The sequence below is a fragment of the Paenibacillus oenotherae genome (assembly GCF_019443105.1).
In the GTDB taxonomy this organism is placed as follows: domain Bacteria; phylum Bacillota; class Bacilli; order Paenibacillales; family Paenibacillaceae; genus Paenibacillus_Z; species Paenibacillus_Z oenotherae.
In genome coordinates this window covers 106,072-127,995 of the sequence record NZ_JAHZIJ010000011.1, presented here as the reverse complement: position 1 = coordinate 127,995, position 21,924 = coordinate 106,072, and the positions used below count along the sequence as shown (strand labels likewise).

24 protein-coding genes and 1 other annotated feature are annotated in these 21,924 nt (G+C 50.8%); of the genes, 3 read left to right on the top strand and 21 right to left on the bottom strand.

Going from position 1 to position 21,924, the window contains the following annotated elements:
* Positions 1–117: 117 nt before the first annotated feature.
* The 7 genes from K0T92_RS15925 to rplU all read right to left on the bottom strand — a co-directional run bounded on the left by K0T92_RS15925 (position 118) and on the right by rplU (position 5,267).
* Positions 118–1,404 (bottom strand): homoserine dehydrogenase, encoded by a 1,287-nt coding sequence (locus K0T92_RS15925; protein WP_219873468.1) that lies wholly within the window; start codon positions 1,402–1,404, stop codon positions 118–120.
* Positions 1,405–1,427: 23 nt separating this feature from the next.
* Entirely contained in the window at positions 1,428–1,865 is a 438-nt protein-coding gene (locus K0T92_RS15920; RefSeq protein WP_219873467.1) for an ACT domain-containing protein, read from the bottom strand.
* Between the two features lie 202 nt (positions 1,866–2,067).
* Positions 2,068–3,390 carry a GTPase ObgE gene (gene obgE / locus K0T92_RS15915; protein ID WP_219873466.1) on the bottom strand — a complete coding sequence of 441 codons (1,323 nt, stop codon included), beginning with the start codon at positions 3,388–3,390 and terminating at the stop codon, positions 2,068–2,070.
* 14 nt (positions 3,391–3,404) lie between these two features.
* Positions 3,405–4,139: a Spo0B domain-containing protein gene (locus K0T92_RS15910; RefSeq protein WP_219873465.1), complete on the bottom strand. Its 735-nt coding sequence runs from the start codon at positions 4,137–4,139 to the stop codon at positions 3,405–3,407.
* A 138-nt stretch (positions 4,140–4,277) separates the two neighbouring features.
* Positions 4,278–4,589 carry a 50S ribosomal protein L27 gene (gene rpmA / locus K0T92_RS15905; RefSeq protein WP_219873464.1) on the bottom strand — a complete coding sequence of 104 codons (312 nt, stop codon included), beginning with the start codon at positions 4,587–4,589 and terminating at the stop codon, positions 4,278–4,280.
* A gap of 14 nt (positions 4,590–4,603) precedes the next feature.
* A complete protein-coding gene (locus tag K0T92_RS15900) occupies positions 4,604–4,945 on the bottom strand; it encodes a ribosomal-processing cysteine protease Prp (protein WP_219873463.1) in 342 nt (113 codons plus the stop codon).
* 10 nt (positions 4,946–4,955) lie between these two features.
* Positions 4,956–5,267, bottom strand: coding sequence for a 50S ribosomal protein L21 (rplU, locus tag K0T92_RS15895; protein ID WP_219873462.1), 312 nt, complete (start codon positions 5,265–5,267; stop codon positions 4,956–4,958).
* 13 nt (positions 5,268–5,280) lie between these two features.
* Positions 5,281–5,366, bottom strand: a sequence feature (ribosomal protein L21 leader region).
* A 230-nt stretch (positions 5,367–5,596) separates the two neighbouring features.
* Between rplU and K0T92_RS15890 the strand changes: the two genes are divergently transcribed.
* The 3 genes from K0T92_RS15890 to K0T92_RS15880 are packed head-to-tail and all read left to right on the top strand — an operon-like array spanning position 5,597 to position 7,839.
* Positions 5,597–5,758 carry a hypothetical protein gene (locus K0T92_RS15890; RefSeq protein ID WP_219873461.1) on the top strand — a complete coding sequence of 54 codons (162 nt, stop codon included), beginning with the start codon at positions 5,597–5,599 and terminating at the stop codon, positions 5,756–5,758.
* Positions 5,759–5,793: 35 nt separating this feature from the next.
* A complete protein-coding gene (locus tag K0T92_RS15885) occupies positions 5,794–7,164 on the top strand; it encodes an arsenic transporter (RefSeq protein WP_219873460.1) in 1,371 nt (456 codons plus the stop codon).
* Between the two features lie 21 nt (positions 7,165–7,185).
* Positions 7,186–7,839: a YuzF family protein gene (locus tag K0T92_RS15880; protein ID WP_219873459.1), complete on the top strand. Its 654-nt coding sequence runs from the start codon at positions 7,186–7,188 to the stop codon at positions 7,837–7,839.
* Between the two features lie 3 nt (positions 7,840–7,842).
* On the opposite strand, the gene K0T92_RS15875 is transcribed toward K0T92_RS15880, so the two are convergent.
* The 14 genes from K0T92_RS15875 to murC form a co-directional block, all read right to left on the bottom strand.
* Complete coding sequence (locus K0T92_RS15875) at positions 7,843–9,078, bottom strand: Rne/Rng family ribonuclease (RefSeq protein ID WP_219873458.1); 1,236 nt, start codon at positions 9,076–9,078, stop codon at positions 7,843–7,845.
* A gap of 38 nt (positions 9,079–9,116) precedes the next feature.
* On the bottom strand, positions 9,117–10,001 hold the full coding sequence (locus K0T92_RS15870) for a M50 family metallopeptidase (RefSeq protein ID WP_219873457.1): 885 nt from the start codon (positions 9,999–10,001) through the stop codon (positions 9,117–9,119).
* Positions 9,994–10,941, bottom strand: a complete 948-nt coding sequence (locus tag K0T92_RS15865) for a M23 family metallopeptidase (RefSeq protein WP_219873456.1) — start codon at positions 10,939–10,941, stop codon at positions 9,994–9,996. The genes K0T92_RS15870 and K0T92_RS15865 overlap by 8 nt, the downstream gene beginning before the upstream one ends.
* Before the next feature lie 122 nt (positions 10,942–11,063).
* On the bottom strand, positions 11,064–12,212 hold the full coding sequence (locus K0T92_RS15860; RefSeq protein ID WP_219873455.1) for an FtsW/RodA/SpoVE family cell cycle protein: 1,149 nt from the start codon (positions 12,210–12,212) through the stop codon (positions 11,064–11,066).
* Between the two features lie 7 nt (positions 12,213–12,219).
* Positions 12,220–13,014, bottom strand: a complete 795-nt coding sequence (gene minD, locus K0T92_RS15855) for a septum site-determining protein MinD (protein WP_219873454.1) — start codon at positions 13,012–13,014, stop codon at positions 12,220–12,222.
* A gap of 79 nt (positions 13,015–13,093) precedes the next feature.
* The gene (locus tag K0T92_RS15850) at positions 13,094–13,753 is read right to left on the bottom strand and encodes a septum site-determining protein MinC (protein WP_343223722.1); all 660 of its coding nucleotides are present in this window, start codon (positions 13,751–13,753) and stop codon (positions 13,094–13,096) included.
* Positions 13,754–13,906: 153 nt separating this feature from the next.
* Positions 13,907–14,431 (bottom strand): rod shape-determining protein MreD, encoded by a 525-nt coding sequence (gene mreD / locus K0T92_RS15845; protein ID WP_219873453.1) that lies wholly within the window; start codon positions 14,429–14,431, stop codon positions 13,907–13,909.
* Positions 14,428–15,318, bottom strand: coding sequence for a rod shape-determining protein MreC (gene mreC / locus K0T92_RS15840; RefSeq protein ID WP_219873452.1), 891 nt, complete (start codon positions 15,316–15,318; stop codon positions 14,428–14,430). Before mreC ends, mreD begins: the two co-directional genes overlap by 4 nt.
* Before the next feature lie 52 nt (positions 15,319–15,370).
* The gene (locus tag K0T92_RS15835) at positions 15,371–16,405 is read right to left on the bottom strand and encodes a rod shape-determining protein (protein WP_219873451.1); all 1,035 of its coding nucleotides are present in this window, start codon (positions 16,403–16,405) and stop codon (positions 15,371–15,373) included.
* A gap of 42 nt (positions 16,406–16,447) precedes the next feature.
* On the bottom strand, positions 16,448–17,137 hold the full coding sequence (gene radC / locus K0T92_RS15830) for a RadC family protein (RefSeq protein WP_219873450.1): 690 nt from the start codon (positions 17,135–17,137) through the stop codon (positions 16,448–16,450).
* A 24-nt stretch (positions 17,138–17,161) separates the two neighbouring features.
* A complete protein-coding gene (locus tag K0T92_RS15825; protein ID WP_219873449.1) occupies positions 17,162–17,791 on the bottom strand; it encodes a Maf family protein in 630 nt (209 codons plus the stop codon).
* Between the two features lie 39 nt (positions 17,792–17,830).
* Complete coding sequence (locus tag K0T92_RS15820; RefSeq protein ID WP_219873448.1) at positions 17,831–18,073, bottom strand: DUF4321 domain-containing protein; 243 nt, start codon at positions 18,071–18,073, stop codon at positions 17,831–17,833.
* A gap of 60 nt (positions 18,074–18,133) precedes the next feature.
* A complete protein-coding gene (locus K0T92_RS15815) occupies positions 18,134–19,603 on the bottom strand; it encodes an SPOR domain-containing protein (RefSeq protein WP_219873447.1) in 1,470 nt (489 codons plus the stop codon).
* A 918-nt stretch (positions 19,604–20,521) separates the two neighbouring features.
* Positions 20,522–21,922 (bottom strand): UDP-N-acetylmuramate--L-alanine ligase, encoded by a 1,401-nt coding sequence (gene murC, locus K0T92_RS15810; RefSeq protein WP_219873446.1) that lies wholly within the window; start codon positions 21,920–21,922, stop codon positions 20,522–20,524.
* Positions 21,923–21,924 lie beyond the last annotated feature (2 nt).

Sequence of the window (21,924 nt, the reverse complement as noted above, 5' to 3'; positions counted from 1 at the left end):
CTTCCAACTTGCGATTAGCCTCAATAACAGACTCTTCTGCCGCCTCTGCAACGAGAGGCTCAGCGTTCATCAAATCTCTCATATTCGGTAATGACTCCTTTAGGTTTACAGGATCGATCAGCCTTCAACGCGATAGACACTCTTAACGCTCTTGACGACCTCCATGCTGCCGAATGCCTGCAGAACCTTCCCGATCGAAGCCTTGCTTGCGTCATGGGTAATGATAATGATCTCGGCAATATGGTCAGTCGAATTCGGCTGCTGCAGTACGGAGCCAAGGCTCACTTCACAATCCGCAAACGCTTGTGTAATACGCGCAAGCACGCCTGCACGATCTTCTACATGCAGCAGCATGAAATACTTGGCAGCGATCTGCTCATCGGTCTTAAGCTTCTTCTCCTTGTAAGACAACAGCTCCTGCTTGCCGTTCACACCGAGCTTCAGGTTCTTGACGACGGCAACAAGATCAGCTACGACCGAAGTTGCAGTAGGAAGCTCGCCTGCACCCGGACCATAGAACATCGTCTCTCCAACCGCTTCACCGTATACGTAGACAGCGTTGAACACGCCATTGACAGAAGCGATAGGATGGCTTTGCTTCACCATTGTCGGCTGAACGCTGACGCTGATATAATCATCCTGCCTCTCCGCAATTCCAAGCAGCTTCACTTCATAGCCGAGACGCTTCGCATATTGGATATCTTCGCGGCTGACCGCGGATATTCCCTTCACATCCACATCTTCAAGCGCTACATTCGCACGGAAGCCGAGCGTGGACAGAATCGTCATTTTGCGTGCTGCATCCAGTCCCTCCACATCAGAAGTCGGATCGGCCTCCGCATAACCAAGAGCCTGCGCTTCCTTGAGAACATCAGCGTAATCAGCGCCCTCCTGGCTCATCTTCGTCAAGATATAATTCGTTGTTCCATTAACGATACCCATTATCTTCGTAATCCGGTCGGAGGAGAACCCTTCGATTAGCGTACGAATGATCGGAATGCCCCCGGCAACGCTCGCCTCATACAGCACATCGCATCCATGCTGCTGCGCTTTCTGAAGAATCTCCGGCCCGTGCAGCGCCATCAGATCCTTGTTCGCTGTCACGATATGCTTGCCATTAGCAAGCGCTTCAAGAATATAGCCTTTCGTCTGCTCGATACCGCCCATAACCTCAACAATGACGTCGATCTCCGGGTTATGGATAATGTCCCATGGGTCCTCTGTCAGCTTCCCGGGATCAATTGCGAGCGAACGCGCCTTGCTCTTATTCTGCACGAGCACCTGCTCGATGACGATTGGCGAACCAACCTGGCTTTGCAAATCCTCTTGATGACCTTCCACGATTCGAACGACACCCGTTCCGACCGTTCCAAGTCCAAGCAACCCCACTTTTATCGCTTTCATCGTTTCTCCTCCATTCGTTCATTCTATCCTTGTCCGATGACGGACGCTTTGCGCACGCCGTCTTGTCCTCTAATAGCTTCCATAAGATCCGTAAGACCGTCGCTCAAGAACGAAGTTTCCACGGAAATAACCACATTCGCCATCCCTTGCAGCGGAATGGTCTGGTTGATGGTCAGCACATTGCACTCCGAGCTCGCAACAAGGCCCAGCACTTTGGACAATACGCCGGAGCGATGCTCCAAATCCATCGAAATCGTCACGATCCGCTCACGATCAAGCTGATTGAGCGCATATACGCCATCCTTGTACTTATAGAACGCGCTGCGGCTTATTCCCGCTCTCTCGGTCGCTTCATGAACAGTAGCAGCTTCGCCGCGCTGAATCATTTCCTTAACCTGGATCGTCTTGACAATCGCTTCGGGCAAAATATCCGCGCGAACGACAACATACCGTTCCGTCATCCTGATCGTCCTCCTACAAGAGACAGATGTTCATCTATAGTGGACATTATATCGAATTATATCGCATGCGGCAATAGGCAAAAAGATCCTCGCATTACCAAATGCGCTTTGCAAACGCTGCTCCCTGGCCAGCAAATGAAAAACTGCCTCATGCCCTCTCCGCATCTGGTGCAGAGAATGGCATGAAGCAGTTCAATTTTGTTTAATCGTAGAAATAGTCGCTTCCCTCAAAGAACTCGAAGGTGAAATCGCCAATACGAACCGTATCCCCATCCTTCGCGCCTCTCTTGCGAAGCTCCGCGTCAACGCCCATCTTGCGCATCGTGCGTCCGAACCGGAGTATCGCGTCCTGCGTATTCAAGTTCACACGCTTGATGAACTTCTCAATAGCCGCGCTCTCCACGACATAATCCTCATTCTCTCTGCGTATCGTGAAGGAGTTGTCTTCCTCCTGCTCATAGGTGAACACCTTGCGCTCAGCAACGTCCTTCACCTCTTCCAGGGAAGGCAGCTCAGGTACAGTCTCAAGCAGATCCGCTGCCTTGTAGAGCAGCTCCTGCACACCCTTCTTCGTCAGCGACGACATCGGAATGATCTCGTACTTATCGCCATCCTCGCGGGCAGCCAGCTGTTCACGGAACAGAGCCAGCTGCTCCTCCGCTTCCGGCATGTCCATTTTGTTGGCAGCAATGACCTGGGGCCTCTCCGCCAGCAGCGGATTGTACAGCTTCAGCTCATCATTGATCTTCACCCAATCCTCGAACGGATCGCGTCCCTCTGAGCCGGACATGTCAACCACATGCAGAATAACACGGGTCCGCTCAACATGCCGGAGAAAATCATGACCGAGACCGACACCTTCATGCGCGCCCTCAATCAGCCCCGGCAGGTCAGCCATTACGAAGCTTCTTCCATCACCAACATCAACAACGCCCAGATTGGGAGACAGGGTAGTAAAATGATACGCGCCGATCTTAGGCTTCGCACCGGAAACAACGGATAACAGCGTCGATTTGCCTACGCTTGGAAAGCCGACCAGACCGACATCAGCCATAACCTTCAGCTCCAGAATGATCCAGCGCTCCTTGCCCTCTTCACCATTCTCACAGAAATCAGGAGCCGGATTGCTTGGCGTGGCGAAACGGCAATTGCCGCGTCCGCCGCGTCCGCCGCGAGCTACGATCACTTCCTGTCCATGCCGCGTCATATCCGCGATAATTTCCTGCGTATCATCATCGATCAATACCGTTCCAGGAGGGATGCGGACAATCATGTTCTCTGCGTTGGCGCCGTGCATGCTCTTCACCTTGCCACGCTCTCCGCGCTCTCCCTTGAAATGCTTCTGATAACGGAAATCCATCAGCGTTCTTAAACCTTCATCTACCCGAAAAATAACATCCGCGCCCTTGCCGCCGTCTCCGCCAGCCGGTCCGCCCTCCGGGACATACTTCTCACGGCGGTAAGATACGATGCCATTGCCACCGTCCCCGCCTTTAACAAATATCTTCGCTTTATCGACAAACATGCCTTATCCTCCAATTAATTCCCAAGCTTAGCCTCAAGTATTATGTTAGCCGGCTGCTCCAGCTCCACCGCTTTAAACGGAGAACCTTTCAGAGCTCGCTTGCATTTCTGCTTCCAATCGCTCGCATCATTCAATTCCCCATCGTAATGGAAGGTAACATCGAGTGAATGATCGCCAAGCACAAAATCAACGGACAGCTTAGCAACATCACCAGCTCCTTGCTTGGTCCCAAGCCGGTAAGCGTTGATAATATCGATAATTGCCTCGCCAGTCTGCTCCCCATCCAGCGGGAGTCCCGCCAGACTAAGCTCGCCCTCAATCTCTACATCAAGTTCCATGGCATGTGTCATCGTACGAAATGATTGCAAATACGCAACGAGTGATGGAATGCCAAGCCTGGCAATCCTGCTCTCTGCCGTCATTCTCTCTCTTATCTGTTCCACGCACACCACCATCTTATCCTCTTTGCCCATACGAATGTACCCATATAGCACTTGAAGCTCATTCATCCAGTCATGGCGGTGATGGTTCAAAGTCGCTATGGATGAGGTCTGCATCGCATGAACCGTGCGAGCGAGACGCTGCCCCTGCTCCTTGCGGTCACACCAGATCCACAACAGTGCGGCTGCAAGAAACCAAGCGAGAAAAACGGCGATTACCCAAAGCTGAGAGTGCCAAATCAAAACCGCTGCCGCCGGCAGTATGACTGATCCAGCTGCATAAAGCTTCGTCATTCTAAAGCGATTCATGAACGGATCCTACTTTCCTGTTCTTTCCTAGCATTTAACCAGTATAGCATGACAAGCAAGAAAGTTCATCACACAGCACATCACATTCATGACAAAAAAAGCCCCGGCCTGCATAAGCAAACCGGGGCTTCGTGTCTATTATGCTTGAACTGCAGCAGCTACAGCAGCTACATCTACCGGATAGACGCTTACTTTCTTGCGGTCGCGTCCCCAACGTTCAAACTTAACCACGCCTTCCACTTTCGCGAATAACGTGTCATCTTTGCCGATTCCAACATTATTGCCCGGGTGGATCTTCGTTCCGCGTTGGCGGAAAAGAATGCTGCCCGCTGATACCAATTGACCGTCAGCACGTTTAGCGCCAAGACGTTTCGATTGGCTATCACGACCGTTCTTAGTGGAACCTACACCTTTCTTCGAAGCGAAAAGCTGAAGATTCAGTTTCAACATGGTTGTTCCCTCCTTCATAACCGATATTGTTCACGAATTAGAACATACTTGCCGTATGAGGCTGCGATTGATTCCAGCATGACAATCATCGATTCCAGCAGCAGTTGAACACGCTCATTGACAAGCTGCTCCGCTTGCTCCGGAACCTCCGATTGCAGCCAGCCGCTCTTCATGGAAGCCGGCAGCTCAAGGCCAGCCAACTCCTCAATCGCGTTCACCGTACCGACCGTTACAGCCGATACGCCTGCACAAATAATATCCTTGCCAGGCTTGGCAAACTTAGCGTGTCCCTCAATCGCAAACGATACAATCCGTCTATCGTCGGCGGAATGCCGCTCAATCGTGATTGTTATCATTTCCAGCCTACTAAGCTTTGATAGCGCCGATCGTCACTTTCGTGTACGGTTGACGATGACCTTGCTTACGACGGTAGTTTTTCTTCGCTTTGTATTTGTAAACGATGATTTTTTGACCTTTGCCGTGTTTCTCGACTTTCGCCGTTACAGTAGCGCCGGCAACAACCGGAGTACCTGTTACGAGACCGTCGCCTTTAGAAACAGCCAATACGCGGTCGAACGTTACGTTCTCTCCGTCATTAGCGTCCAGTTTCTCAATGTAAAGTACATCGCCCTCTTGAACTTTGTACTGCTTGCCGCCAGTTTCAATAATCGCGAACATGTAGTGCACCTCCTTATTCTCGAAGACTCGCCTGATTCAGGTGCCGAACAGCCCAGCCATTCAGACTTGGGTACCTGATCTGTGCGGTAATAGCATGACAAGAGTAGACCTCTTCTGCACGCACCATAGTAGTTTATCACAGGCATCGCATAGAATCAACTATCAATTCGCTAACTTTACGATTTGCCAGACAAATATAGACTGTCACCAAGCTGCCCGACAGGTGAGCGGCCTATCACCATCCCTGTCCATGAACATAAAATGATCCTATCAACATCTATCAATGGCGAATGATAGATCGCTATATTTGCCAAGGGAGGCGAAAAATAATGCTCTTATTGCTTGTGATCATTGCGGTTGCCGGATCCGTATTGTTTTCCCTGCTTCAACCACCTGTCCCGGAATCGGCTGCCGCCGAGATTCAGCAGCGGCCAGATGGCACAACAACGAAAGATGCTGATGAGCCAGCCTATACCAACATCCATCTTTGAAATATGCCAAGTTCAGACAGGGGTGATAACGATTCATGTACGGGTCAGCAGCTACAACCATTACGATTTTTGCATTTGTGATGACCGTTGTTCTTATTTTATGGAGGCCCAAAGAATTGAACGAAGCCATTCCATCCTCTATAGGCGCACTGCTTGTACTATTAAGCGGAACAGTGACATTGGCTGATTTTGGACAGATCAGTGCTACGGTCAGCGGTGCCGCCATCACGATAATGGCAACGATTGTAATGGCAGTTGTACTGGAGAGCTTCGGATTTTTCGTATGGGCAGCTGAGGGGCTGGCAGCCAGAGCCAAAGGCTCCGGTATTCGGCTGTTCTGGTATGTTAACCTGATCTGCTTCCTGATGACGCTATTCTTCAATAATGACGGGAGTATCCTCATTACAACACCAATTCTGCTTATTCTGCTTCAGAACCTTGGCATCAAGAACCATCAGAAAATACCGTACCTGCTGTCGGGCGCTCTTGTCGCCACTGCTTCAAGCGCGCCGATTGGCGTCAGCAACATTGTCAATCTGATTGCGCTGAAGATCGTTCATATGGATCTTTATATGCACACAATCATGATGTTTGTACCCGCTACACTTGGCCTGCTGGTTCTTGTATCTCTGCTGTTCATATGCTGCTATAAAACCTTGCCCAAGCGTCTGCCGCAACTAAAAAACAAGCTGTGGGCGCCAAGCTCCGACCTGTGGCACCATCCGCTCAAGGATCATCCCGTGTCCAAGCTAAGCCTGCTAACTCCCAGACAAAGAACCCGCTTCATGCAGAAGGTGCTGCTGTTCGTATTCGCCGTCCGCGTCAGTTTGTTTGTCGCCTCCTATTTCGCCATTCCTATTGAGATCGTCTCCGTCATCGGCTCTTGTCTGCTGCTCGGCTGGAGATGGTACTACCTGCGAATGCCCCCGATGGACATGCTGAAGAAGACACCGTGGCATATTCTGATCTTCGCCTTCGGCATGTATGTCATAATCTATGGCTTGCATAATATCGGCCTGACGAATTGGCTCGTCACCTACTTCAGTCCACTCGTCCAGGGAAGCCTGTTGAATGCCAGCTTAATTATGGGAGGCGTACAGAGCTTCATGTCCACCCTGTTCAACAATCATCCCGCACTCATGATCGGTACTCTCACCTTGACAGAGATGAGCCTTGATCCGCTTTCACTCAAGATCGCTTATTTGGCTAATGTAATTGGCAGTGACATCGGATCATTGCTATTGCCAATCGGTACTCTTGCTTCTTTGATTTGGATGCATATTCTGCGGAAGAACAAAGTGAAAATTTCATGGAAGGATTATACGAGAATTACGATTATAGTCATTCCGCCAACCGTGTTATTCACGCTTGTTGCGCTGTATTATTGGGTTAATTGGATTTATTAATCGTAGAAGGGAGTGATTGATATGAGCTTGTTTCACCCATACATGGGGAAGCCTGTGGCGATTGAAGTCACAGAATACAGGGGCAAGGGGATGAACGGCCTGCTTATCGATATTGGCGAGGACTATCTCGTCTTGCATCGGGAAAGCAGCTATTACTATATTGCCTTGCAGCATCTCCATCTATTGCGAGCTGATCTGGATGCACAGATGCTGACGCCGTCCGCTCCGCAATGGACAGCCAGCGGAAGCACCTTCGCTTCATTGATCATAGCTGCAAAAGGACAATTCATCGAACTCTATCTGACCGGACAGCAAACGCTGTATGGACGAATTCTGCATATTATGGATGACTATATCGTCTTTGACACCGTGCGCCATCACATCTCTTACATTCCGGCCTTCCACATCAAGTGGTTCTCCCCGGCTTCGTCTGACGGGTTCTTGAATACGAGCCCCGATTCTCCGGCAACTTCTCTCCCGTTCAGACAGACCTGGATCGAGCAGCTTGAGGTTGAATTAGGATCTGTCATTGTCATAGATCTTGGGCTTCGAACAGATCAGGTTGGACGCTTGCACGCCATACATCAAGGAATCATCGAGCTTGTTACACCGGATGGGTTGTCCAAATGCTGGCATGCCGCACACATCAAATCGGTCCACCTCCCAAAGAGATAAGAACTACAGCTTGCCTCTCCCTTTGCACGCGCTGCAAGTTTCATAACGCGGACTCAGCTCATGATCGCGCACTTTTTTGCGGGTCAGCTCCAGAAGCCCTAAGCGGGTCCAGCCGACTACCTGGCATTTGGTACGATCATCACGCATCAATTGCTCCAGTCTCCCCATAATCTGCTCGCGATGGCCTTGCTGTTCCATATCGATAAAATCAATAATAATGATACCGCCAACATCACGCAGCCTAAGCAGGCGGGCAATCTGCTCCGCCGCCTCCATATTCGTCTTGAACACGGTATCCTCCAGGTCGCTTGTGCCCACAAACTTGCCCGTGTTCACATCGACTACTGTCAGCGCCTCCGTCTGGTCCCAGATGAGGTCGCCGCCACTGCCAAGCTGGATGCGGCGCTCAAACGCCTTGTGAAGCTGTTCATTCACCGCATACTTATCGAATAAAGACAGCGCTGCCTGCCGTTCGTACAGCTTGAGCCGCGGTAGCATTGCGGGCGCCATTATGTGCATAAGGCGTTCCATTTCTTTGAATCTGGCGAGATCGTCAATCCACACCTCGTCCATCTCCGCTGTCAACAGGTCTCTTACAAGCCGGTGCACCAATCCCGCTTCACGGTGCAGCTCGCTGGGCGCTGGCATCCCCTTCGCCCGAGTCTCAATACCGTCCCAGAGCTCGCGGAGAAACTGGAGATCCGATTGCAGCGAATCACTGCTTTCGCCATCTGCAGCGGTTCGCATAATGACGCCTTCGCCACATTGGCGGATCGTCTCGCCGACCGACCGGAGACGGCCTCGTTCCTGCTCACCGTTAACCTTCTTCGAAACACCCACATAATCGGCATGAGGCATATAAACGAGAAACCGCCCCGGCAGAGAATAATGCGTCGTTACACGAGCTCCCTTGCTGCCAAGCGGTTCTTTAATAATCTGGACCACTACCTCTTGTCCGACCTTGAGAAGTTGGGTAATAACCGGCTTCTCTTTAGGCTGCCGCTCCAAATTCGGGTGCAGAACATCATCGATGTACAGAAATGCATTCTTGCCCAGACCGATATCGACGAAAGCCGCCTGCATGCCTGGGAGCACATTCACTACCCGCCCTTTATAGATACTGCCTACCAATTGGCCGGAGACCGCAGTCTTCTCCATATAGAATTCGATCAGCTTGCTTTCCTGCATGATTGCCGTCTGCAGCATGTCGCTTTGTCCGTGAATCAACATTTGTTTCATCGTCATTCGAACACCTGCCTAATCCATTTCTATCTATTTTACATGAAAAGCTCTGAAACTGCACGATCAGCCTTCCCATCGGACAAAAAACCTTCAACAAGCTGTTGTTCAGGCAAAATGGCAAGAATGCTGCCTTCGTCCTCCATAATGACGATCAGATGATAGCTGTCGCGTTTGAAGAGCCGCAATATAGCCGCAACAGAATGCCGCTTCGATACGACAATGGGCAGCGCCCATACGCCTCGAGCCATGCTTTTGGAAGCCGCCAAGCCGCGATTGGTCAGGAAGCGAAGAAATAAGAATGGAACATGACGGGAATAGGTCCAATTCGTAATGAGCAGGAACAAGCCAACGACCAGCAAATTCGCTTGTATTCCTTCACCCTCTGCCTGCAGCGCCGGAACAATGGAGACGAGAACCATCCCGCCGCTTAGAACTAAGCTGATTCGGGCTCCCCACATTAAAGATTGGTGAAAAGTAAACGTGCGGGTGAACCAGGCGTGCATCAGCTTGCCGCCATCCAGCGGCAAAATCGGCAAAAGATTGAACAGCCCGATCATAGCATTGGCTCTCCATACATATTCCGACCAATCGGCACTCCACCAGCCAAGCTGCCCCATCGTCCATGCCGCCATACCCATCCATACATTTTGCAGCGGCCCGGCTAGTGCTACGATTGCCTCCTCTCGGGAAGGCATGCTTCCTCCATCCTCAACCTCGGCCACCCCGCCAAAAGGCAGCAGCTTCACCTCGCGAATCGTCCAGCCGAAGCCGCGGGCGGCTATGACATGGCCCAGCTCATGCACGAATACAATAGCGAACAAGGTCAGCAATTCGATAAAATAACCGGTTATGACCGAAGTCAGCATTATGAGTACAAATAGCGGGTGCAGAGACCATGCGATACCTTTAAATTTAATCAAACGGAACGACATCCGCCGGATTGACATATCGGTTCTTCTCTTTTACCGCGAAGAACAACAGACTGCTCTCATTCTCACCCGCAGCGGCAAGATGGCCAAGCCCGTCACCGCCCTCGACCCAATCACCGACTGCAACCGCCACTTTCTCAAGCCCGCCATAGACTGTAACCCGCTCGTTCGCATGCTGCAGTACAACTGTCTTTCCTGTCTTCTCTTCTTCTGTTACCAGCAGCACACGACCGGTTTCTGCGGCGACGATCTCGGCTTCCGACTCCCCCGCAATCTCTACGCTGCCCAGTGTCTCTGCGAAAGAGCGAACAATCGTGCCGTTCTCCAAGGGTGCTGTTACCGGCAAGGACACATTGCCCTCCACCTGCTTGGACTCCCCCGGTTGATCGCTGCCGAATAACGGGATGAAAGAAGGCGCTCCGGCAAATGTATTCCGGTACCAGTCCGCAGCTCGCTCAAAATCGATCTCGTCTGTCAGCGCAATCGCAACGATCTCTTGCCCTTTTTTGAACATCGGCCCCTCGATCCGGAACATGGCGAAGACGATAACGAATACCGCTGCCGCCACGGCTGACTGGATAAATAATCCTCTGGCAAAAGAAGGGTACCTCGGTTCATCGTCACGCTTGCCTCCACTGCCCATGCTTGCGCCCGCATGAGGCGCGATTCTCCAGCCGGCACTCTCCCACGGATTCGCCTGTGACTTCCACAATTGCTCCGGGTCACGATCTCCTTTATCCGCTGTCATTATTGGCAAGGCTTGAAGCTCCTGGGGCAGAGGCTGCGGTTGCCAGCCTGACGGAGGCTCCGGTCCTATTTGCTCGCTCGGATAACTATCCATAGAATAAGACCAAACCGGGCTCTGGTTTTCGCTCATGATCTTTCTTATCCGCTCTTGCCGGCGCTCGCGAATTCCTTTCGTTGTATCCATCGCCAATCCCCCTATACAGACAGCTTGTTCGCTCTATGTATATGTGGAGACAGGCCTCTTTATGTAGCCCCTCACAGCCATAAATACAGCAAAAAGCCGTCTAGCGTCCTATCGCTAAACGGCTACTCGGCCATCTCATATTTCTCTTGATGCGCCTTGACACTAAACACAATTCCGATACTGAGCATGTTCAGCAGAAGCGACGTGCCGCCGTAGCTGATAAAGGGCAATGTAATTCCCGTTATCGGCATCAGTCCGATCATCATGCCAATGTTCTGGAACACCTGGAATACGTACATCGAGACAATTCCTACAATAATGAAGGAGCCCCGCAAATCATAACATTGAAACGCTATAATAATCATGCGGTAGATCAGCAGAAAATATAGCATAAGCACCACCGCAGCGCCTTGAAACCCGAATTCCTCTCCAATGACGACAAAGATAGCATCCGAGTACGGATATGGGATAAAGCCGCGGTTTTTGGAATCCCCCTGCATGTAGCCATCGCCAGTCAAGCCGCCAGAGCTGATCGCAATCTTGGCTTTATCGGCTTGATACACTTCATTGGCAGAAGCCTCGTTAGGGTTAATAAAACCGTTAATCCGCTCATGCCAGTGCTTCTTCTCATGCTCTTTGAGGTAATCATAAATTTCCGTATTATACGTATTGAACAGAAAAACAAACAGCATCAATCCCCCGATTACGAGGGAAATACCAATCAGCACATGCGTATATCTGACATTGCCAATCCACAGCATGCCGAGCAGAATGACCAAATAGATAATGGCGTTTCCAAGGTCAGGCTGAATCATAACCAGAGCAAAGGGAACAAACGAGAACGCCCCTATGACGAGCAGATCCTGCCGCACCCGGAGCGGATCTCCCTGACGCCTTCCCATAAGAAAGGCAACCGTAATGATAAGGATGATCTTCACCATTTCGGCAGGCTGGAACTGCAGCCCCCCTGGTAATGCGAACCAGCTTCTGGCGCCATTGATCTCTTCGGCAGTCAGATAGACGACAACCAGAAGCACAAGGCCAAGGATATATAAAAATAACCATGATTTCAGAAAAACACGATAGTCAACCAGCGTTACGGCAATCGCTACTGCAAATCCGATTCCGTAAAAAATCAGTACCTTCATGTCATAGTTGTCATATCCCGGATTGCCGTTCGTTGCGCTGCGGACCAGAATAAAGCTGACAACCATCAGAGCAAGAAGAATGAGAAGCATGCCCCAATCCAGTTTTTTCAGTTTGCCTATCACAATCCGATCATCCTATTCCAAAAAACTTGCGAAACCGCTTCATAACACCCGACGACTTCTCTTCCAGCGGCATAAGAGGCACCATGTCCCCAAGCATTCTTCTGGCGATATTGCGATAGGCAATCGCAGCACGCGAGGAAGGATCCATAACAGTCGGTTCACCGGCATTCGCAGCTTTAATCACTTTCTCATCATCGGGAACGATACCCAGCAGATCAACAGCCAGCACCTGGCAGATTTCATCAATGTCGAGCATTTCGCCGGAGCGTACCATGTTAGCCCGAATCCGGTTAATAACCAATCTGGCCGGCACCTGAGATTGCTCAAGAAGACCGATTACCCGGTCCGCATCCCGAACAGCAGCATTCTCGGGCGTAGTTACTACAATCGCCCGGTCAGCCCCGGCAACCGCATTGCGGAAGCCCTGCTCGATTCCTGCGGGGCAATCAATCACGACATAATCATATTCTTTCTTCAGCTCGAGTATGATGTCCCGTACCTGCTCCGGAGCAATATCATGCTTGTCCTTTGTCTGCGCGGCAGGAAGCATATACAGCTCATCGAACCGTTTATCCTTCACAAGCGCCTGATTCAGCCGACAGCGTCCCTCCGCTACATCGATCAGGTCATAAATAATCCGGTTCTCCAGCCCCATAACGACATCCAGATTACGCAGGCCGATATCGGTATCGACCATACATACTTTCTTGCCCAGCAAGGCAAGCGCTGTCCCCAAATTAGCCGAAGTCGTCGTTTTGCCGACCCCGCCTTTCCCCGATGTTACTACTATCGCTTCTCCCATGACTTGCCACTCCTCACTGTATCCGCTAGTTTCGATTATGAACCGACTGAGGATTACAGTCAATTGTAAGGTTGTGCAGCTATGCTTTAAAGACGACAGGCTGTATCCGCAATCGATGCAAATGTGACATCTTGTCGATCTTCATAACGCCTTCGTTCAAATAAGCAAATTCCATCGCTGCATCTCCGCTCATCCACTCATCCGGAGGACGGCTGATCACTTCACCGATCCGCAGCTGAGTCGGCCGCATAAGCGAGGCCGCAATGATGGACTCTTCCCGTCCCTGCGAGCCCGCATGCGCCAAGCCCCGCAGGGCGCCAAGCACATAAATATCACCTGTGCAGAGCAACGTTCCTCCCGGATTCAAATCGCCCATTAGAAGCAGATTCCCGTTATGCTCCAGCGTTTGGCCGGAACGGATAATTCCGGTATGCACTTTCAAATTATGCGGGTTCTCTCCCTCAGGCTCCTCCAATGCATCGCTTTCAATAGACTGCACAAGCAAATTGCCGCGCTGGCGGATTGTAGCCTTAATGCTTTCCTTCTCATCATCGCTTGCCTGGCGCGTGCCAAGTTTCACATGAACATGGACGAGCGGACCGGTCAGCAGCTGCTGATGCGACTTTTCCAATTTGAATTGCAACTCATCCAGCAGCGCAGAAAATTCGCATTTATCATCAAAGAGGAAGACAAGCCCTTCCTTGACGCCCTTTATCGTAATGTGCTGCTTGTCGGTCACGCTCGCCCCTCCTAAAAAGCTTTCTCTGCTTGTCTCTTGCACGGATTCCATATCATAAGCAGAAAGCCGCTTCATCAAGCCTGCTTCCTGCCGCATCTGTCAATTCCAATCTGCTTCTATACGATTCTTGCTAATACGAACAGATTCCTGCCGCTATTCCTCTTCTTCGTCGGATTTCTTTTTTCCACTGCTCTCAAACCAGCGGCGGATCGGCACATACAGCGCAAGAGAAAAGCCGATTTGGAGAAATAGACTGGGAAGAATGTGATGAAGCAGCGCCCATTCGAAAGTGCCATGAGTCAGCTTGAATACACTGTATATAAAATAAACAACCGTATCATACACAAGTGTAGACATGACAATCATCGACATCGCCATAAGCATGGTGCTTCTTCTGCGTTCCATTAACAGACCGGTTGTATAACCGACAAGCGCCATTGTGAAGGAATGCACCCCGATAATTTTACCGTAGAAAGCAAGATCCTGGAGAAGCCCGAATGACAGGCCAAGAATAAGTGCTGTATGGCGGTTGCGATAGATGGCGGCAAAAAGCACAAATGCCAGGATGAAGTGCGGAACTACCCGTCCCGTTAAGCTATCAGGCAGCAGCCAATAGAATATAGTACCTTCCGATAGGAAGAAGAGCAGCATGACAACGATAATGCGCTGCATGCTCATTGCTCGTTCTCCTCCATGTTGGGCATCTGAACGACGAATACATTCGTTAGTTTCTCGAAATCTGCAGCCGGTTCGATGGTAGCTGTGTGAGTCAGGCCAAAGTCACCCACCTGGCGGTTCTCGACGGTTCCAATAACCATGCCATAAGGAAACACATTGCCGCGTCCGGATGTGATAATGGTATCACCCTTCTTAAGCTTGTCTGATTCGGCTATCTTGGACATCATGAGCATTCCTGTGTCCTTATCATAGCTGTCAATGATTCCGAATGATTCCTGCTCCTCCTGTGCCGCTCCTTCTTTAAGCACGGTTGCCGCGATGCCTTTGGAATCCGGCGACCGCACATCAAGCTCGGTAATCGGCATGACGGACGAATAGAAAGGATCCACTCTGCTGATAAGCCCTACGAGACCCTTCGTCGTTACAACAACCATATTGGTGCGAATACCATCCTTTGAACCCAGATTGATGCGGATTGTCGGGTTATAAGGATCTGTGCTGGAAGAAACAACCTGTGCGATCAGATACTTGTACTTGTTGCTCCCCTTCTGCCGCTCAGTAAATTCCAGCGCTTCCATCAACTCTATATTCTTCTGCTCAATTTGATTATAATTAATTTTGTCGCGAGCATAAGCTGCGGCTGTAATCCGCAGCTGCTCGTTCTCCTTGTAGACTTCCTGCAGATTGGCCAGGTCCCCGAATAGTCCCAAGATGTACCCTGCTGGCCTGTATATCAGCTCCTGCAGGAAGCCGGTTGAGTCCATAATGAAATTCTCAGGCCATGACAGCTTCTTGCGATCACTAATGGAAAAGCCCAGCACGGCAACAAACAATATAAAAACGATCATAAGCACAAACATCCGCTTGTTACGCATCCAGTTGAACATCTAATTGTCACCCGCCCATTCCAATCATCCGTTGTTGAAGTACTAGCGGACGTTACCGTTTGGAACGAGAAACAGGGCCGCTTCTTGTTTTGAAGAGATCAATATGGTCCAATGCTCTGCCGGTTCCGATTGCAACACAATCAAGCGGATTCTCCGCCACAATGACGGGCATGCCTGTTTCGCGAGCAAGCAATTTATCCAAATTGCGCAGCAGCGCGCCGCCGCCGGTCAATACGATCCCGCGATCCATAATATCAGAGGAAAGCTCAGGCGGGCATTTCTCCAAAGTGACCTTCACCGCTTCGACAATCGCATTGACTGTATCCGTCAGCGCCTCTGTAATCTCATCAGAGGAAATAGCCAGCGTCTTGGGCAAGCCGCTTACAAGGTCACGACCGCGAATCTCAATCGTGTCCGGCTTCTCCATCATCAGAGCGGAGCCGATCTCCATCTTAAGCTGCTCAGATGTCCGCTCGCCAATCATCAGGTTGTACATCCGCTTCACGTACTGGATGATAGCCTCGTCCATTTCGTCCCCGGCTACACGGATCGACCGGCTTGTGACGATGCCTCCAAGCGAAATGACAGCTACCTCTGTCGTACCGCCGCCAATATCAACAACCATGCTTCCAGTCGGTTCCCATACCGGCAAATCCGCACCGATCGCCGCCGCGAAAGGTTCTTCTATTGTAAAAGCTTCTTTGGCCCCAGCTTGCTCAGTCGCATCCTTGACCGCTCTCTGCTCAACTGCCGTAATGCCTGAAGGAACGCAAACCATGACGTTCGGATGACGGGGAAACAGAGAACGTGTTTTTTGTGCTTGGCGAATAAAATATTTGATCATCGTTGCTGTCGTTTCAAAATCAGCAATAACGCCATCCTTCATCGGTCTTACAGCACGAATGTTGCCCGGCGTCCGTCCGATCATTTTTTTGGCGTCTTCACCGACCGCTTCAATCTTCTTCGTATCTGTACGAATCGCTACCACCGATGGCTCTCTGACTACAATGCCTTTACCTCTTAAATATACAAGGGTATTCGCCGTTCCTAGATCGATACCCAGATCCTTTGAGAATCCACCGAACATGTTAATCTTCCTTTCTCTTCTAAGACAATCCTTATTATTATATTACATGTAGCCTTGCTCCTTCAAACTTATAAAACGGTTGTCACCTATTACCAAATGATCCAGCACTTCAATGCCGACAAGCTCGCCAGCTTCCTTCAGCCGTTGTGTCAGCGACACATCCTCCGGACTTGGCGTCGGATCTCCGCTCGGGTGATTATGCAGGCAAATGATTGAAGCGCTGCTGCACTTGATGGCAGAGCGAAACACTTCACGAGGATGCACAAGCGAGGCATTCAACGTTCCGACTGACAATGTTTCCCGATAGATAACCTGATTCTTCGTGTTTAGAAACAAACAGATGAAATGCTCCTTCTTGAGATAACGGAGCTCTTCCATCATCAGGTTTGCCGCATCCGCCGGCTTGCGGATCGTAGGCATCTCGCCTTGACGGCTTTTGGACAAGCGGCGGCCAAGCTCGATTCCTGCACGCAGCTGAACGGCTTTAGCCGGACCAATTCCGCGAATGGTCGTCATTTCTTCAATGCTCATATCAACAAGACCACGCAAGCTCCCGCATTCCGTCAGAATGCGGGACGCCAGCGTGACCGCAGATTCGCGCTTCGTTCCCGTCCTTAGTAAAATCGCAAGCAATTCCGCGTGGCTAAGCGCCTCGGCCCCAACTGTCATCATGCGTTCTCTAGGTCGGTCTTCGTTAGGGACATCCCGCAACATATAGGGCTGCGTACTCATGTCCATTCCTGCTTTCTACAAGTTCTAAATAACGTCAACACCGAAGGACGACAGCATATCCGACAACAGGGAAAGCGGCAGCCCCACGACATTGAAATAACAGCCGTCAATACGGTCAACTAGTGTTGCTCCAAGCCCTTGTATGGCGTAGCTGCCGGCCTTGTCCATCGGTTCACCGGAGGCGACATAGCGATCGATGCGCCCGCGATCCAGCGGCTTCATTGTGACAAGCGTTCTCCGATGGGCGACAAGCTCTCGCGAACCGTCCGGGCTAATGCAGGCTACGCCGGAATATACCTCATGCTGCCTGCCCTGAAGGCGGCCCAGCATAGCAGCCGCTTCAGCAGTATGCTGCGGCTTGCCCATGACCTCGCCATCCAGCACAACAATCGTATCTGCACCAATAATGACTGAGCCGTCAGACTGCGTCTCGCCAAGCATAGACACAGCAGCGCGCGCCTTGCGCAGTGCAAGCTGCTCCACTATGTGTGAAGGCGCCCAATCCGCCGGTGTCCCCTCATCCGCATCCGTTGACAAAATGAGAACCGGCAAGGAAAGGTCGAGCGATGCGACCAGTTCCCGCCGGCGCGGTGAAGATGAAGCCAGCACAATCTGTCTGGCAATGAACGGCTTCGTATCCGTAGACGAACCCATTGTTTATAGCACTCCTTCTACATAGAAATCCGTTCTGCACTACATTCTGCGATATAACCATATGGCAACGATAACACCGATCATGCTCAATAGGCTTATTTGGAATCGAATTGTCAGGTCATAACTCAATACAAGCAAATCAGCGGCAGGAGACCATACGATTTTGGACGTTTTCGTCAAAAATGAAAGTCCTGGGACGGGCTCCAACCAGCGCGACAGCAGCGCACCAGTCAACAGGCCGATTATGATGAATAGCAGTAAAATCCATATATTTTTCTTCATCTTCCAACGTCCCTCGCCATATTTTGACACCGTCTTTATTATACGCGCGATAGACCTGCTTTACAATGCGTCCATCGACGCAAACCAGTCTTTCTGAACAAAAACGGCCTCCATAAGCGCCCTCTGTACGGACCAGAGATGAGCATCCGATGACTTCTTCTCATATTCTCCTGCGGCAACTGCTGCTGTATTGATCGCTTGGGCCAACTTGTGGAGCGCTGTTCGTCCCTTGCTGTCCGTTACTCCGGATTCCATTAAAGCAGCTGTTCGTGTCCAATTCTGATGAAGCTCGCTCCAACTGCCCTCTACATCGCTTGTATCATCTGTCAGCCTGGCAATTGTCATCGCATCCAGTTGGCCCGTCAGCTCCCGTGTTTGCTGGAAGAAGGTCTCTGCAACAGCAGCGTCGCCCGCAAAAGGCAGGGCGGATAAAGCAGGCAGATCAATCTGCTTCATATACACTTCCAAATTGGCCAGCTTATTTCCCAGCACAAGCGCTTTGCCGCGGTCTTGCGCCATCCCTGCATAGACTCTGTAATCCTCCCCGGTCGCGAATTGAGCAGCTGCCAAACCTTTGTCATTCAGACCGGCTAATGCTTCATCCAGCCCTTCCTTGCTGCTGAATACACCATATTGGAGCATATAATATGAGACGGCCGGGATATTGACAGCTGCGGTTGCGGCAGTTCCTTGTTCAGTGCCGATTGTCGTATCATTCCCAGCAGTTGGCAGAGCATTCATTCCTTCATTTTGTGGGGTCGTTGAAGGCAGATCGCTGCCGGAATTCGCAGCATTTGCAGCGCCCGGCATTTCTGTTGCGATGTCGGCAGCATTCAGGCCCGAGTCTCCAGCTGTGAATAATGTCAATACCAAATAACCAAATAGAGCCCCGGTTGCAACTGCTCCAACTACGGATGCCAGCACTTTGAACCATGAGGGACCTCGCGGGGAACGATAGATGGATGCTGTCTTGAACGAGCTCCGTCCGGCATGTCCCACCTCTTGATCCATTAATTCATTCGATAGTATGGAGTTGTTCCTGTCATGATCATCCCATGCCGCATCTCTGATCAAGGTGCGGGAAGTTTCATAGGCAGGCTGCGGCTTGCTGTCAAAGGGCTGACTCTCGTCTCCGAGCAGAATTTGACCGCTCCAATCGATATGGGGGTGCATAGAGGGATCAACAGAATTAGCGGGCTGCTTTGCTTCGAATGGGTCACGGATGATTGCCGCCCGCTTAATGGAAGAGGGCTTCTGCTCTTCGAATAGGGGGGCTGCTGCCGAGCGATCTCTCTGGCTGGTGGCAGAAGCATCCTTGCGCTCAGTATCACGAATCAGCTTCTCCAGCGCGCGGGCATCATCCTGAAAGGGACTGTTCCAAGCTCCAATATCAGACGTAAACTTTAGTTCTTCTTGAAAAAAAGGCACGACATTCGATTTCAAACGACGTTCTGTCTCTTCCTGCTGCGGCTCTTGTCGGGGGCCATTGGTTTTGTCGAATCGGTATGTAATGCGTGCTTTTGGATTCATGTCACTCTCTCCTTGTCCACATACTCTAATGATAGATTATGAGGAGTTTGAGAGAATTAGAACCAGGGACACCATGATACAGTTCGGAACGCAAACCATAATTAAGTCGGTAAGCACCTTCTCTGGCCCTTTCAGTACTCTTGATGGTCTCTCGTACAGTTCACCTCGCAACCGTGATTAGCCGTGCTTATTTATGAACGATTATTGATCAAAAAAAGCTTTATATTATTCACTCAAAAAGCAGGCAAAATAAAAGCGCTGTCCGAAAAATCCAATTTCCAATGCGTCAGTCTCAAATGATGTGAAGGGATGACTCCAAAACCACAAAAAGTGGACTGGAAGCATCTGTTTCATTGGATATGGGGACTCTGGACAACTCCTTCTCCAAGTGTGGCTTGAAGGGCAGCATGACGGAGTAAGAAGCCTGCGAATGTGCATGAATTTCGGTTGCAAAGAAGCCATATTGGCAAAATTCCTGCAATGAAGCATGATTTTGAGGGCAAATCGTCCTGTAAAGGGAAACGAAGGTGAGATACCTGCACTCTGGCAGGCATTTCACCTTCATGGGGCCAGAAACGAGCAAATAAATGCCATTTCGCATGTTTCGCCTATCTCGTGGCTCATAGCCCGTGGCTCGTTCGCATCTCTCGGCGTTTGAATTGCGAATCGTCCTCTGGCGAGGAGTAAGTCAGCAGTCCCATGAACGCAGGCACTCCACTTCGTACAGCTTGTTAAAGCGGGAGTTGAGCTTTCCACAAAGGACTTTCTGAACATCCCCCTTGCCCTACGCCTTCGGAGAACAAGCCAAAAAACAGAAGTGCAAGTGAAAAGCACAAACCAAAAGCGCCATTTTTGAATAAGGCAAGGCTCAAAAAAAAAGCATTCCGAATGAATTCGGAATGCCTCTTTTTTGAGCCTCTACAATCCGTGCTTGGCGCGAAGCGACTTGGCCAGGCCATCAGCAGCCTTCCAAATATCTCCCGCTCCCATTGTAATAACCAGATCACCCGGCGCTGCCTTGGCGATCAATGTATCCTGAACCTCTTCCTTAGTCGGAATATAGGTCGTATTCTTGTTGCTGTTCTTAATGATCAGCTCGACAAGCTTCTTGGAGTTGACGCCTTCGATCTGTTGTTCGCCTGCCGGTGAATAGATGTCTGTAATGATCACCTCATCAGCCTCCGAGAACGCCTTGCTGAACTGCTCAAACAGGAAATAGGTCCGTGTATAGCGCTGCGGCTGGAACACCGCGACGATGCGCTTGCCTGTCGCTTTGGCTGCACTGATCGTAGCTTGAATCTCAGTCGGATGATGCGCGTAATCATCGATGACCAGAATATCATTGATCTCGCCAAGCACTTGAAACCGGCGCTTCGCTCCGCGGAAATCAACAATCGCTGCGGCTATCGCATCAAAGGAGATGCCAGCCTCCAGACAAGTGATAACGGTCGCCATCGCATTATATACGTTATGACGGCCGGGGACGGACAGCTTGATGCGGCCAAGCGTCTCTCCCAGATGCGTCACAACAAACGACACTTGGCGGTCGCCAAGCACGATATCCTCTGCTTTATAAACAGCTTCTCCATCAATCGCGTAAGTAAGCAGTCCTGAGCTTCCCAGCGGTCCGGCTTGCAGCTGCGGCAGCAAATCTTGAATATCGTTGTCATCCGTACAGATGATCGCTTTTCCACCTGCTTTTACTTGGCTCAGGAATTGGACATAAGCGCTTTTAAGCTTGCCGAAATCACCGTCATAGTTTTCAAGATGATCCGGTTCGATATTCGTGACGATTGCAATGGCAGGATGATACTGCAGGAAAGAGCCGTCACTCTCGTCAGCTTCCGCTACGACATAATCCCCCTTGCCTGCCTTGGCATTCGTACCGACATTGACGATCTCACCGCCGATAATAAAAGTGGGGTCGAGCTTGCAGGTCTCCATGACCAGCGCAATCATCGAAGACGTTGTCGTCTTCCCATGAGCGCCCGCCACTGCTACCCCCTTACCGTTATTCATAAGCCGCGAGAGCATCTGAGCACGATGAAGGATCGGAATATTCAGCTCCTCCGCTGCTCTGCGCTCCACATTGTCGCGGGACAGTGCCGTTGAATAAACGACAAGGTCGGCACCCTTGACATGCTCTGGTTCATGACCGATATAGATGTGAGCGCCTTTGGCTGCCAGCTTCTCCGCAAGCTCCTGGCGCGCGACGTCGGAACCGCTCACCTTATATCCCATTTCCAGCATGACCCGCGCTATCGCGCTCATACCATATCCGCCGATTCCAATGAAATGAACGTGTTCTGCCGTATTCAAGA